Annotated in this window: 12 protein-coding genes and 3 pseudogenes; 7 read left to right on the top strand and 8 right to left on the bottom strand. The window is 63.5% G+C overall.

The window, feature by feature from the left end:
* Window positions 1-866 (top strand): class I SAM-dependent methyltransferase (locus ACP7AB_RS16635; RefSeq protein WP_426046195.1); only part of this gene is annotated, 866 nt, incomplete at its 5' end.
* Between the two features lie 36 nt (window positions 867-902).
* On the opposite strand, the pseudogene ACP7AB_RS16630 reads toward ACP7AB_RS16635, so the two are convergent.
* The 3 genes and pseudogenes from ACP7AB_RS16630 to ACP7AB_RS16620 all read right to left on the bottom strand — a co-directional run.
* Window positions 903-1,529 (bottom strand): annotated as a pseudogene (locus ACP7AB_RS16630) (glycosyltransferase); the annotation flags it as partial.
* A gap of 24 nt (window positions 1,530-1,553) precedes the next feature.
* The gene (locus tag ACP7AB_RS16625; RefSeq protein ID WP_425993083.1) at window positions 1,554-2,057 is read right to left on the bottom strand and encodes a glycosyltransferase; all 504 of its coding nucleotides are present in this window, start codon (window positions 2,055-2,057) and stop codon (window positions 1,554-1,556) included.
* Window positions 2,054-2,416 (bottom strand): hypothetical protein, encoded by a 363-nt coding sequence (locus ACP7AB_RS16620; protein WP_425993086.1) that lies wholly within the window; start codon window positions 2,414-2,416, stop codon window positions 2,054-2,056. The genes ACP7AB_RS16625 and ACP7AB_RS16620 overlap by 4 nt, the downstream gene beginning before the upstream one ends.
* On the opposite strand from ACP7AB_RS16620, the pseudogene ACP7AB_RS16615 reads away from it, so the two are divergent.
* Window positions 2,405-3,457: pseudogene (locus tag ACP7AB_RS16615) on the top strand (transposase); the annotation flags it as partial. The gene ACP7AB_RS16620 and the pseudogene ACP7AB_RS16615 overlap by 12 nt on opposite strands.
* Before the next feature lie 152 nt (window positions 3,458-3,609).
* Here ACP7AB_RS16615 and ACP7AB_RS16610 read toward each other — a convergent pair.
* Window positions 3,610-3,989: pseudogene (locus tag ACP7AB_RS16610) on the bottom strand (IS5 family transposase); the annotation flags it as partial.
* Window positions 3,990-4,157: 168 nt separating this feature from the next.
* Here ACP7AB_RS16610 and ACP7AB_RS16605 point away from each other — a divergent pair.
* Window positions 4,158-5,318 carry an IS30 family transposase gene (locus ACP7AB_RS16605; RefSeq protein ID WP_425993081.1) on the top strand — a complete coding sequence of 387 codons (1,161 nt, stop codon included), beginning with the start codon at window positions 4,158-4,160 and terminating at the stop codon, window positions 5,316-5,318.
* A 380-nt stretch (window positions 5,319-5,698) separates the two neighbouring features.
* Window positions 5,699-6,493 (top strand): outer membrane protein, encoded by a 795-nt coding sequence (locus tag ACP7AB_RS16600; RefSeq protein WP_425993079.1) that lies wholly within the window; start codon window positions 5,699-5,701, stop codon window positions 6,491-6,493.
* A 302-nt stretch (window positions 6,494-6,795) separates the two neighbouring features.
* Here the strand turns inward: ACP7AB_RS16600 and ACP7AB_RS16595 are convergent, their stop codons facing one another.
* A complete protein-coding gene (locus ACP7AB_RS16595; protein ID WP_425993077.1) occupies window positions 6,796-7,788 on the bottom strand; it encodes a ferritin-like domain-containing protein in 993 nt (330 codons plus the stop codon).
* A 322-nt stretch (window positions 7,789-8,110) separates the two neighbouring features.
* Here ACP7AB_RS16595 and ACP7AB_RS16590 point away from each other — a divergent pair, with 322 nt between their 5' ends.
* Complete coding sequence (locus ACP7AB_RS16590) at window positions 8,111-8,263, top strand: hypothetical protein (protein ID WP_425993075.1); 153 nt, start codon at window positions 8,111-8,113, stop codon at window positions 8,261-8,263.
* A 149-nt stretch (window positions 8,264-8,412) separates the two neighbouring features.
* On the opposite strand, the gene ACP7AB_RS16585 is transcribed toward ACP7AB_RS16590, so the two are convergent.
* Genes ACP7AB_RS16585 through ACP7AB_RS16575 form a run of 3 tightly spaced genes read right to left on the bottom strand, consistent with a single transcriptional unit; the run spans window position 8,413 to window position 9,611 of the window.
* A complete protein-coding gene (locus ACP7AB_RS16585; protein WP_425993073.1) occupies window positions 8,413-8,547 on the bottom strand; it encodes a hypothetical protein in 135 nt (44 codons plus the stop codon).
* A 9-nt stretch (window positions 8,548-8,556) separates the two neighbouring features.
* Window positions 8,557-9,459 (bottom strand): type II secretion system protein N, encoded by a 903-nt coding sequence (locus ACP7AB_RS16580; RefSeq protein ID WP_425993071.1) that lies wholly within the window; start codon window positions 9,457-9,459, stop codon window positions 8,557-8,559.
* Window positions 9,456-9,611 (bottom strand): hypothetical protein, encoded by a 156-nt coding sequence (locus ACP7AB_RS16575; protein WP_426046194.1) that lies wholly within the window; start codon window positions 9,609-9,611, stop codon window positions 9,456-9,458. The genes ACP7AB_RS16580 and ACP7AB_RS16575 overlap by 4 nt, the downstream gene beginning before the upstream one ends.
* A 431-nt stretch (window positions 9,612-10,042) precedes the next feature.
* Between ACP7AB_RS16575 and ACP7AB_RS16570 the strand changes: the two genes are divergently transcribed.
* Together ACP7AB_RS16570 and ACP7AB_RS16565 are read left to right on the top strand one after the other, a co-directional pair.
* Window positions 10,043-11,830, top strand: a complete 1,788-nt coding sequence (locus ACP7AB_RS16570; protein WP_425993067.1) for an ATP-binding protein — start codon at window positions 10,043-10,045, stop codon at window positions 11,828-11,830.
* Window positions 11,831-12,012: 182 nt separating this feature from the next.
* Window positions 12,013-12,435, top strand: a complete 423-nt coding sequence (locus ACP7AB_RS16565) for a hypothetical protein (RefSeq protein WP_425993065.1) — start codon at window positions 12,013-12,015, stop codon at window positions 12,433-12,435.
* The last annotated feature ends 197 nt before the right edge of the window (window positions 12,436-12,632 follow it).

Genomic DNA, 12,632 nt, shown 5'->3' with positions numbered 1-12,632 from the left:
CGATACTGGTGGCGGGTGGTTTCGGTCCAGGCCATCGTGGTCTCCATCGAAGCTTCGCAACTCCGACAGAATCACAACGAACTGAAATCACCCAACTTCTTTTTCGTTCAGGCTCTAAGGCCGCCAGCCTTTCCAAGTCCATCGGGCGAACGGCTGAAGTGAGGCGTTCGATGTCGTCGAACACCACCGCCCTCGCCTCGCTTCCGGTGTTTCGTCGTCACCCTCCCGCTCCAAACAACGTATCCTGGCGTCTCCGAAGCCGTTGGAAGATCACTATGGACGATTTGACGCGTATCGCGCGTTGGCTAGGTCGGGGTTTCGGTCGTCAGCTGGCACGGTCGTCGGGTGCCGAGCAGATCGTCGCCTTGCCGGACCGGGTCATGATGGCGCAGGTTCTGATCCCGGCCTTCGCTGAGGAAGCGGGCAGAATCCTCGTCATTGGATGTCGAGGCTACAACCGTGATGACTACCCGCCTCTCCTGGACGCCGGTGCCGAGGTCTGGACGACCGACATCGACCCGCGCGCTGCGCGCTGGGGCGTTTCGGGTCATCATCGGACCGGCGACGCCTGTCAGGTCGATCAGATGTTCAATGGCCTGACGTTTGACGCGATCCTGTGCAACGGCGTGCTGGGGCATGGGGTCGACAGGACTGACCAGCAGACCCGGATCCTGGCGGCCATGGCCAAAATCCTGCGGCCGGCCGGACGCTTGCTTCTGGGCTGGAACACGGATCGGATCGCAGACCCTGTACTGACGGGTCTTACTGCTATCTGGTTCTCGCCGGCGCCCTTTGCCGGCCTGCCATCACGGGTTACCTTCGATGCGGTCACCCACGTCTATGACAGTCTGGTCAGGGTAGAATGATACGCTCTCGTCCGCATCTCGGGGACTGAAGCCGGTCTAGACCGAAGAGGCCTTGAGGAGGCTGCCAGGAACACGAGCCTTCCGCTTGCCAAGCCGGATGTCGGCCGCTTTCGCTGAATGCGAGAGACTCAATTCGGCGCGCATCAGGTCCAGCTGGACCGCCCGGCTTGCCGGCGAATGCACGGCGGCGACATAGGCCTGTCCTGCCCGGGCGATGGCGAGGCGCCGATGGTCATCCAGGATCAGGGCGCATACGGCATCGGCCAGGGCACTGGCTTCGATGGGCTCCACATAGACGGCGTGCGGCCCGCTGACCTCGATTAAACCCCCGCGTCCCGACGAGACGACCGCTGCGCCTGCTGCAGGGGCTTCCAGCGCGCTCAGGCCCAGAGCTTCCGGCACTCGCGACGGCGTGACCGCAATCGCGGCCCGGCGGGTCACGTCCTGGACCCGCGCCAGAGGTGCCGAACGAACGACCTGCACCCGCGCGCCAAACCGCGTCAGTCCGGCCAGCCAGGGGCCCGCCCAGTCTTCGTGCCTTTCCCATTCCGCCAGCATCAGCGAGGCTTGCCACTCCGGCGCGCGGTCCAGCACGTCCGCCAAGGCCGTGCAGAACAGGTCGAACCCTTTCTCAAGTGTCGGTCGTCCGGCGAAAACGATCCGCTTTTCCTTTGCGGCGGGGTCTGCTTACCACGCCAAGCCATCGACGGGATTGCAGATCGCTGCAGCCCTGTCTGCGAACGAGGGATAGTCACGGACGAACTCCGACCTCGCCGCCTGACTCACGAACACCAGTTTTTCGAACTGTCTCAGGCGCGCCCGGTAGCGCAGGCCCTCGATCGGATGACGCGCGGGTTTCACGCGCGTGTGGCGATAGAGGACATGAGGCGTGTCGGGGAAGCGTCGGGAAATGTCCGCTGCCGACTTCAGGTGCTGGTGGTATTCGATCTGGTCCGGTCGGGTAGCGCGAAGCACGGCCTCCACGGCCTTGTTGCGCGCGGATCTCCCGAGGCCTTTGGGGACCGTGACGACATTGGCCGATCCGGTATGGCTGGCCCCTTCGTCGCAGATGATCGTGGTCGAGCGACGGTACCGGCTGGAGGCAAGCAGGGTCCCCACGACGGTCTCGATGGAGTTGGGATGGTCCGGGCAGAAGCGGCTGCCGCGCGGCATCACAATGGCGATCTTCATGGGCGAGCAGTCCCGGCGGCGAGGTTGCGAACGGAGGGATGGGTAGAGAATCGCCAACGGTGCGAAGGACCGCATGCCCGGCCGGGCCCGTTCAGGCCCAGCAGACGCCGCAACTTGTATTCGGCACGGACCCAGCCCTCTTGCGGCGAACGACGGATCGATTTGACGTCGATACAGGTGACCTCGCCATAACCGGACAGGGTGTGCAGACCGTCGTCGAAACCCGAAAGCCGACCCTCAGGCTCGATCCGACCGACGATGTCGGCCTGAAAGTCGTCGGGGGTCAGGGTCTGGATCCGCAGCAGGCTGATTGCGACCCCGTAGGCCTCTTCACAGTCCTGGACCGGAAGGACCGCCACGGCCGCTTCCGGGATAGCGATCTACTGCGCCAGTTGTTCGACACGGTCCTGCGCCGGTGCATGTTGGAAGGCCTGGTCGGCGGCGAGGGCTTCGCCGTGGACGCCAGCCTGATCAAGGCCGAGGCGAACCGCGAGCGCAGCGTGCCTGGCGATCCCGGTTTGCCGCCCGAGGCGTCGAGCCGGGCGATCGACGAGTATCTGGCGGTGCTGGACGACGCGGCGTTCGGTGGGGCGACGCCGGTAACGCCCAAGTTCATCTCGCCGGTGGATCCAGCCGCGCGCTGGACCGCTGCCAACAAGGGGCCGGCCTTCTTCGCCTATGCCACCAACTACCTGATCGACCTGAAGTACGCCGTCATCGTCGATGTCGAGGCGTCCACCGCCGTGCGGCCGGCCGAGCTGACTGCGGCCCGCACCATGATCGAGCGGGTTCGGGACAGGCATGATCTCCACCCCGATCGCCTTGCCGCCGACACCGCCTATGGCTCGGCCGAGATGCTGGAATGGCTGATCGACGACCAGGGGATCGCACCCCACATCCCGATCATCGACAAGTCTGGCCGGACGGACGGGACCTTCTCCCGAGCCGACTTTACCTATGATCCCGCCGCCGACCTTTATCGCTGTCCGGGCGGCAAGGAACTGAAGCAATATCGGCGAGCCTTCCGCGCCGATCATCCCGATCCTCCGCCGAATGACACCTATCGGTATCGCGCCTCCAAGATCGATTGCGACGCCTGCGCGCTGAAGCCCAACTGCTGCCCCAACGGGCCGGCTCGGAAGGTGACCCGTTCCATCCACGAAGACGCCAGGGACATCGCCCGCGACATCGCCAGGACCGACGCCTACGTCACCTCCCGACGCGAGCGGAAGAAGGTCGAGATGCTGTTCGCACACCTCAAGCGCATCCTCAGGCTGGACCGGCTGCGCCTTCGCGGTCCCTGCGGCGCCCGCGACGAGTTCCTCCTCGCCGCCACCGCCCAGAACTTGCGGAAAATGGCCCGCCTGATCCAGTTGCAGACCGCCCCGGCACCCGCCTGAAGGACCCCGAGCCCCGCGATCTCGTCACAGCCTGATCAACCAGCAGCGACGCCTCGTCAGCCAGCCGACCTTTTCAACGGTATCGGTGGACAGCGGACCTTGGCCACCGCTGCAGCACTATGCCTGCAAAGCGCCAGGACCAGGCATCATCCGCTGTTCATGCCGCCTTTGGTTCGTCCGATCAGTCGCCCGAGCCCCCCTTTTTTACCCGCAGGCTCGAAGCCGTGCGGTGCGCCTTCAGATAGGTCGCGTCGATCATCACGGTGCGCCGTTCGGCCTGGGCACCTGACAGCCCCTCCATCATCCGGATGAAGACGCCGGCCTCGCTCCATCGCTTCCGGCGATTGTACAGCGTCTTGTGCAGGCCATAGGCTGGCGGCGCGTCACGCCAGCGAAGCCCGTTGCGGTTGACGAAGATGATCCCGTTCAACACCCGGCAGTCATCTACCCTGGGCTTGCCGTGGCTCTTGGGGAAGTGCGGCCGAAGCCGCGCCATCTGCTCGTCCGTAAGCCAGTAAAGGTGGTCGCTCATATCCAGTCTCCTCGCAGAGCCCGAATCAGATCGAGAGCATCACATCAATGGGTCCTGAGCCTAGCTATTCCTGGAGGAGTTTCAGGGGGTCACGTCATCCGCTTTGGGTGGTGGGCTCAACCGGTGACCGCAACACGCTAGCTTTTCTTCGGAGATGGAGCGTGGGTCATGAAGCAGCGGCGGCGGATCTATTACTCGGCGGCCCAGCGGGCTGAAATCTGGGATCGCTGGAAGGCCGGCGAGTCGATGAGTTCGATCGGACGGCGGTTCGATCGGGAGTCCTCGTCGGTGTTCTCGGTGCTTTCGCCAACGGGCGGCATCCGGCCGCCAGACCGGAAGCGGGCTTCGAAGGCGCTCAGCCTTGGCGAGCGGGAAGAGATATCGCGAGGGCTCAGCACCCGCTGCTCGCTGCGTGGGATCGCCCGGTTGCTGGGTCGATCACCGTCGACGATCAGTCGCGAGGTTCTGCGCAACGGCGGACCGGAACGGTATCGAGCGACAGGTTCCGATCAAGCGGCCTGGGACCGGGCACGGCGTCCCAAGCGCTGCAAGCTGGCTTGCCGACCGGCTCTGGCGCGGACAGTATCAGCCAAGCTGCGGCGAAACTGGTCGCCCGAGCAGATCGCCGGCTGGCTCAAGCGCACCTGGCCCAGGGAGCCGCACAGTCAGGTGTCGCACGAAACCATCTACCGCAGCCTGTTCATCCAGACCCGAGGGGTGCTGAAGAAGGAACTGCTGGACCACCTGAGGGCCCGGCGGACCATCCGCCGCTCAAGGCACGCGAGCCTGAAGCGGCAAGGTCTTGGCCAGATCAAGGATGCCGTCTCCATCAGCGAGAGGCCCGCGTCCGTCGAGGATCGCGCCGTGCCCGGCCACTGGGAAGGCGACCTCGTCGGCGGCTCCCGCAACCGTTACGTCGCCACCCTGGTCGAGCGGCACTCGCGCTACGTCATGCTGGTCAAGGTCGCCAACAAGGACACCGAAAGCGTTGTCACCGCCCTGATCAAACAGTCGAAGAAGCTGCCCGGCGAACTCTACCAATCCCTGACCTGGGACCGGGGCAAGGAGCTCGCTGATCACAAGCGGTTGGCCGTCGCCTCGGACGTCGCGGTCTACTTCTGCGATCCTCGATCACCTTGGCAGCGCGGCTCGAACGAAAACACCAACCGGCTGCTGCCCCAGTACCTGCCCCACGGGACCGACCTGTCCCTGCACAGCCAGGCCCAGCTCAGCACCATCGCCCGTGAGCTCAACGAACGGCCCAGAAAGACCTTGCTCTATCGAACGCCAGCGGAGACCTTCGCCGAGTGTGTTGAGGCGATCAGTTGAGCCCACCGTCGGACCACGACATTGGCATCAGGCCCGAAACCAGACTCTCACCGCCAGGCCCGACAGCAGACCTCCTGACCGTCGCTTAGAGGTGGATACCGGACATGACCGTTTTGTCGCGATAGCTGACATTTGAGGCATCTCCAAAAGGTAGTCTCTGCCAAGAGGCCTTCGGGGCTGGTGAACCGGCATTATTGTCAAAGCAGGCTGGACCGCTGCGATGCTCTCAACTGGATCCAGCCCATCGGCTCGGAACGACGGCTCGTTTCTCCCGTTGGTTCAATCGGAGGAGTGGTCTCTCGCGTTCGAGATGCGGCTGCGACTTTCAGGAACGAATGCCAATGAAAAAGACATTGACCTGCGCTGTAGGGGGGGTGGTTATGCTGGCCGCAACAGGTGCCCATGCCCAGACCCAGGATTGGTCTGGCCCCTACGTCGGTGTTTACGGCAGTGCGACCGTGACCAATGACCAGGACGACGAGCGTCTGCGCTTCGATCGCAACCTCGACGGCAATTTCGGCGACCTCGTCACCACTGGGACCGGGGCCGACGCCTTCAGCCCGGGCTCTTGCGGCGGCTCGCCCAACAGCAGTGTCCCTGCCGCCGGTTGCGATGGAGACGCCGAAGGCTCGGAAGGCGGCGGTCGTATCGGCTGGGACTTCCAATTCGGTTCGTTCGTGGTCGGCGCGGTAGCAGAATACTCTGGCTTCGCGGGTGCCGAGGACAGCGTGACCTCCTATTCGACCACGCCGGCCTCCTATACCTTTGAACGCAAGCTCAACCATCTGGCCGCCCTCCGCGCCCGCCTGGGGTACGTCTATGGCCCGGCGCTGTTCTACGGAACGGCCGGCGGCGCGACCGGCGAGATGACAAACCAGTTCTATTCGTCGAACACCCAGAACAGCTTCACCGACACGGTGAACGACGATCAGGCCGACGGCTATCAGGCCGGAGGCGGCGTGGAATACATGCTCGCTCCTCACCTCAGCGTGACCGGCGAATATCTCTACACCTCGCTGGAAGCGCCTGATTTCGATATCCGCGTCGGGCGCGGCGTCGCGATCGCGACCAATCCGTTTGTTCTCACGCCCAACATCACCGGCACGGACACACGCCGTTCCAACGGCCGGTTCGGCCTTCATGCTGTGCGGATCGGCATGAACTACCGCTTCTAGGTTTCCCACGCTGAAAGCTGATCGGACGCCGGGTTCTCATGGGAGGACCCGGCGTTTCGCAACCGTTGGCGCGTGGCGCGGTCCTCAAGTGGCGGTCGGGTCAAGCAAACGCGACGGGTGCCGGCATCCGACCAGTCGGTGACCCTCGCCGGGGTCGAAGATCTGTCTCGCGATCGTGCTCGAGTGTCACCCGTTTCCATGGGACAGGCCTCGCCGCTGCGATTTTGCGAGGCCTGTCAGGCACGCGGACGTGACCCTGCCGGCGTCTCCACCGGCGGGGTCACGTCAGAGTCTTGAGGCCGTCAGGTTGTACGGAACGCCGGTGGGCCGTTGAGGCCGGCTGGGAAGAAGCCACCACTGGTCTGGCCTGTGCCCGCCTTCAGATAGACGATGTTCAACCCTTGTGCGACGGTACGGCTGAATGCGAGAGCATTGGAATCGCTGGGGAAGATGTTCGATTCCTGGGCGCTGCCTGCCCCGATTGGGCTGATGCCTTGGTCGAGGTCGGTGGTACCGTCCAGGCTGTCGCGGGCGTTCGAGATCGCGTCGGCGCTGGTGAGAAGCGACGGCGTGGCAATGCCCTTTGCAGACAGGGTCGTGCGCACGATAGAGGCGTGATAGGCTTCGGCGGCGAGAAGCCCGGCGGCGGCTTCGAGGAACACCTTGCTGGTGATCAGCGGGGAGGCACCCTTGTAAAGGGTCACGCCGACATCTTCGAAGATGAAGGCACCGAGCAGGAAGTTATTGTCGTTCAGATACGGATCGAACGCGACGCCCGGTCCGACCAGGCCCGCCGCGCGTGCAGCACTGGAGAAGGCGCCGTTGGGATCGGTGCCGCCTACGTCAATTGCCGGTTGGGCGACGGCCGCGCTGCCCAGCACGGTGCGCAGGAAGTTGACGTGCGCGATTTCATCTTTGGCGATCTCGTTGGCGTAGCGGCGAACGAGGGGATCGGAGAAGGCGACCTGACGGCCGCCGATGACCCCGCCTTGCGTGCCCGTTCCGCTCAGCGAGCTTTGCGCAAGCCCGGTTCCGAATGCGGCGAACGAATAGAACTGGGCTTCAAGATACTCGAGCTGGAGCGCGAAATTCAGGATTTCGACATCCAGGTTCGCAGCGCCCGCTGGAGGAGCCTGAGCCACAGCCGTGTCGCTGGAACTGGAGCATGCGCCCAGAACAGCACCTCCGATGGCACCCACGGCGAAGCCTCCGCCGACCTTAAAGAAACGACGCCGCTCGTCGCGTCGCGCGACGCGAAGATCAAGCGCATTGATTATAATATCGGTCTTGGACATTTATGAATCCTCCGGAGGGATGAAGTCGTTGCACCGTTAGATACCCCCCAAGAAGCGGAGCGGTTGCAGCTTTGCCATAAATTATTCCGTGCTCATTGCATTTCATTGACAATTTCGGTGAACCGAAATTTGTATCAGTCTTCCTGATTTCTGAAATACTGAAACAAAACCGAAGCCGAACCCCTGAAGATGTTCTTCATCCAGGGGCTCCGGTGTCGCGCCCTACGTGACTAGGAACTGACCTCATGTTGCGGTCAGGCCGCACCTTGATGATTTTGACTATCCCGCAGAACCTCGAGCCCACCTCGCCCGTTCTGGTCGAATGAACAAGACCATTCGCCCGATTGCGGCCCGCCCAAACATCAAAGACCGCAGGTTCGAACTCAAGTTGCGCGCTGCCCAAGCCACGGCCATCGCGGTGAGTTGGAGCTTGGGCGTGAGCATCGTGTTGATGATGGTGTTCACGACAGGGTGAGGCGCAGTCAAACTACGGTCACGAGCCCTAGAATGCGGCTGCGGCGCGAAAGTTGGACTTTGTCGGGGCGCGTCGCTCAGAGTGTGCTGCCTTGGGTCGGGTCCGCTCATTAGCCTGACGCTAGATGGCCGGCATTCGACGGACGCACCTTACCCGAACATCGTGCAGGTCCGTTCGGGTGGCGCGACGGCGGTCTGAGCGAACGAAGCCATCGGTGCCACCGGGCCGATCATCATCGATAGGGCAAGGACGCTGGTCGTCGACAGGCGGAGAAACTGGGTCACGCCGGGCTCCTAGCGAAGGGGAAAGGTGAGGGTCAGACTACGACCATTTCGATTGACCACCACACGGGCCTGACCGGATGACCGTGCGCTTTCGAGCAACTGCTGGTCGCTGGAGGCATTGCCGACCGGCTGGCCGTTGACCGAGGCGATCACGTCGCCGGGTTGCAGGCCGAAGCGACGCAACTCGGCCGAAGGATTGGGGCCGACGCGATACCCGCCCGACGTCGCCGTCACGCCCGCCGCCCCCGCCGCCGCCGCCACGTTCGGTGCTGGACCGGTATCGACGCTCGGCGCGGGCCGGTCCGCCGCCGCGGCGGCTGCCGACGCGATGGGGGAGGCGCTGGCCAGGGCGGCCTGGGCCCGCTGCGACAGGGCCATCGGTGCGGGCGTCACCGTGATCCCGGCACCGGGCGGCGTCACGGCGGCTCCGGCCGCATCAGGTCCTGCCACGGGAGCCGGAAAGTCCAGCCGCTCGCGCCCGTCACCGACCTTCAGGATCACATGGTCGATGCCGATTTCCTCGATCACGGCATCGGCCGCAGGCGACTGGCCGATGCCGTACAGGGTCGCCGGCCCTTCCCCCACTGCGATCAGGGCTGACGAGGCGCTCGACGGAGAGGCCATCAGAACGCCCTTCAGAACCAACCCCAGTGTGGACGACGGCAGTCCGCCCGGTGACGTTGACGCACCGCCGCCAAACGGGGCCAGCGACACGATCCGCGCCACGTCGGCGTCCGCGCCCGGCGTGGTGCCTCCCAGCGGTGGCAGGCTCTCGGCCACCGCGACTTCCGACCGCCCGTCGTCCCAGCCCGTCAGCCGCCAGGTCAGCCCCGCCAGCGCCAGGCCCAGCGATCCGACCACGACGACGCTCCCGACCCGGAGCGCGATCTCGTCCCGCCGCTCCGGGCTCATGACGCCAGTCCCGACAACCGGTCGATGAAGCCCGACAGCCGCACCGTCCCGCCTGTCGTCCCGGCCGGGCTGATCGCCACATCGACCGCGACCAGATCGGGATCATCGGTCGCCTTACGCGAGACCGGAACGGACCAGTCGCGATCCATCATCCGGACCGTTGAGACGTAATGACTAGAGATAACGACTCACGAAACTGGCGATCCCGATGCAGACCACGGCGGCTACGATCCAACGCAAAGCTGTCTTCCGGTGCGGCTTCGGCGGGGTGGGCCAGAAAGGGTTTTGGTGATCTGGGCTCATCGGCATGCGGCAGCATAGCAAGGCCGCGCGGACGCACCACCCCTACGCCCCTATCCAGACTTCGTGAGCGGACTCCCAGAAGGTCTGCTCAGGGTCGGACCACGACACTGGCATCAGGCCGGAAACCGGACACTCACCGCCATGTCGCGGAAGCAGACCTTCCTGAATGCGGCTAGGGTTAAAAGCGGACGCTTGAAACCTCAGATGAACGCTCTCTGGTGTGTTGAGATTGTTCCCTCTTCCAATAAGCCTTATCCACTTTCATAGCTTTTTCATTTGCTTGCGCCAACATCGCCTGCTCGTCTTCGGGGGGATGGATGTGACGCGAAGCTTTTGGGGACTTGACCGATCGTTCGACGATACGGCGGACGCCACGCGAGTCCAATTCCGTGATCGTCTGTTTGCGGCCATAGCGGTCTTCCTGCTTTCGATGCAGCAAATGTCAGCTCCACAGTTGGCGCTCTGGATGTGTCTTTTCGCCCTCGGCGAAATCCTCCTGCGCGTTGCGACGGCCAAGAAAATGCGTCAGCTCTACCCGGTCGGCAGCCGAACTCTGCGACTGGTCAGTTCAACAATCGCTGCCAGTTCCTGGGCGGCCCTCGCATCGTTTTGGTGGTTGTCGGAAGGTGGGCATGGTGGTGCCGTCGCGCTTGCGCTGCTTTGCGGCGTTTTGGTTTACATCGTCCGCGGCTGCCATCGCTCCCTTGCGCATATGATCGCGGTTGCGGCTCCTGTGGTCGCCACCTTGCTTGTCGTCCCGTTCCTCGCTCCCGTTACGAGCGCAAGATTGGAGACGCTGACCGCGATGGTTCTCCTGATCCTGTTCACTGCGTCATCGGCTGTCGGTTCGTGGAAGGCGGAACGCCAACTCAATGAGCTGACCGACGGCCTTCGGGAAAAGGAGCAGGAAGCTTCCGCCGCCAATACGGCCAAGTCAGAGTTCCTGGCCAACATGAGCCATGAAATTCGCACGCCCCTAAACGGGATCGTCGCCATGGCTCATATGCTGAAAAGGGCCGATCTGTCGGCGGAGAACAAGGAAGCGGCCAACCTGATCGCCACCTCGGGCGATACCCTGGAAGCCTTGCTCTCGGACATCTTGGACACAGCCAAGATCGAGGCAGGACGTCTGACCCTGGAGGAGACCCCCTTCCATTCGGGCGATCTCGTGCGGAGCGTGGCGGCGCTGCTACGCCTAAAGGCTGACGAAAAGGGCGTCCGGTTGCAGGTTGAAGTCGACCAGAGTCAGGATCGGATCCTAATGGGTGATCCAACCCGTCTCCGCCAAATCGTGACCAACCTCGTTTCAAACGCAGTGAAGTTCACCGAATCCGGTCAGGTGACTATCCGTCTCACCGCAGGCGTTGAAACCCGTCAGCGGATTTGGGTGACAGACACAGGCGTGGGTTTTGACCCGGCCTCCAAACATGCCCTGTTCGAGCGTTTCCAGCAGGCTGATGGATCGATCACGCGGAACTTTGGGGGCACCGGGCTGGGTCTCTCCATATCTAAAAGTCTCGCTGAAGCGATGGGGGGTACGCTCGATTGCGACAGTGCGCCGGGCGAAGGATCAACCTTCTGGTTGGACCTGAATCTCCCAGACTGCTTGATGGGGGAGAGCGATCAAACCCCTAGCGCCCCGGCCTGGCAGGGAGAAACGCCGCTGTCCGTCCTCGTCGCGGATGACCACCCCACCAATCGACGCGTGGTAGAATTAATTCTCAGCTCAGTTGGCATAAACGTCACCTGTGTCGAAGATGGGCTACAGGCGGTCCTCGCTGCGCAAACACAGCTCTTCGACGCAATTCTGATGGACATGCAGATGCCTGTTATGGACGGCTTGACTGCCGTTAAGGAAATCCGCGCTCAGCAAACTGCTGCCGACAAGCGCATCCCCATCTTGATGCTGACCGCGAACGCCTTGCCTGAGCATATCGCCGCCGGAAGAGAGGCAGGCGCGGATGGTCACATCACCAAGCCGTTCAACCCCGAACAGCTCCTTAGACGCATCCATGCCATAGCTGCTGAAGCAGATAAGGGCGGCGCGCGATTGGCGGACGCGGCGTAACTCACAAGTCGGAACAGGGCGGCATGCGCCGCGCTGCCTGGTCCGGGCGTTGGCGCTGCCCGATGACGTGACCCCCCGATTCCTGACTATTGGACAACGGTTCCCTCAGACTGCGGTCAGGCCACGTGTGGTCTTGTGTTTCCATCGACCGGGGATGGCCCCGGCCTAGAAAGGAAATTGCAATGAAGACCGCGATGATCAGGAAAGCCCTGCTTCCGGTTCTGGCGGCGTCCGCGGTCTTGGCATCGACCCCGGCACTGGCCCAGAACGTGGGTGTGACCCTCAGTTTCGGCTCGCTGGGTTACGGCCAAGACTACGGCTATGGCCGCGGTTACGGCCAGCACTCCGGCTACGGCCGTAGCTACGCCCCCCAGAACCTCCAGTACCGCGCCCAGGCCCTGTCGGACCACATCGAGCGTCTGGCCTGGAACGGAGCCCTACACCGCCGCGAGGCCCGTGCCATGTCGCGCCAACTGCAGCAGTATCAGAGCCTTGAGTACCACTACGCCCGCAACGGCCTGTCGGCCCGGGAGCATTATGACCTGAACGCCCGGCTCGACCGGATCGAGTACCAGGTCCAACGGGTCCAGCACGCCCGCTGGTAGGTCACGAAACAGCGGAGGGCCGCTCCTGTTGCGGGGCGGCCCCTTCGCGGTGCTGTCACCTGTGCACGGCTCATTCTCTGTGGATCGGCGTGGAAAAGGGACCCCGTTAGCGGGGTGATGGGCGTCGAATAAGGACCCCTCATTCCTGATGTCTAACGATGGCTGCTTGGCGGATGTCAGGCGGCGAGTTCGGGATG

Origin of the sequence: Brevundimonas sp. TWP3-1-2b1, from assembly GCF_049896165.1 — a bacterium.
Taxonomy (GTDB): Bacteria; Pseudomonadota; Alphaproteobacteria; order Caulobacterales; family Caulobacteraceae; genus Brevundimonas; species Brevundimonas subvibrioides_B.
This window is presented reverse-complemented; position numbering and strand designations above follow the sequence as displayed.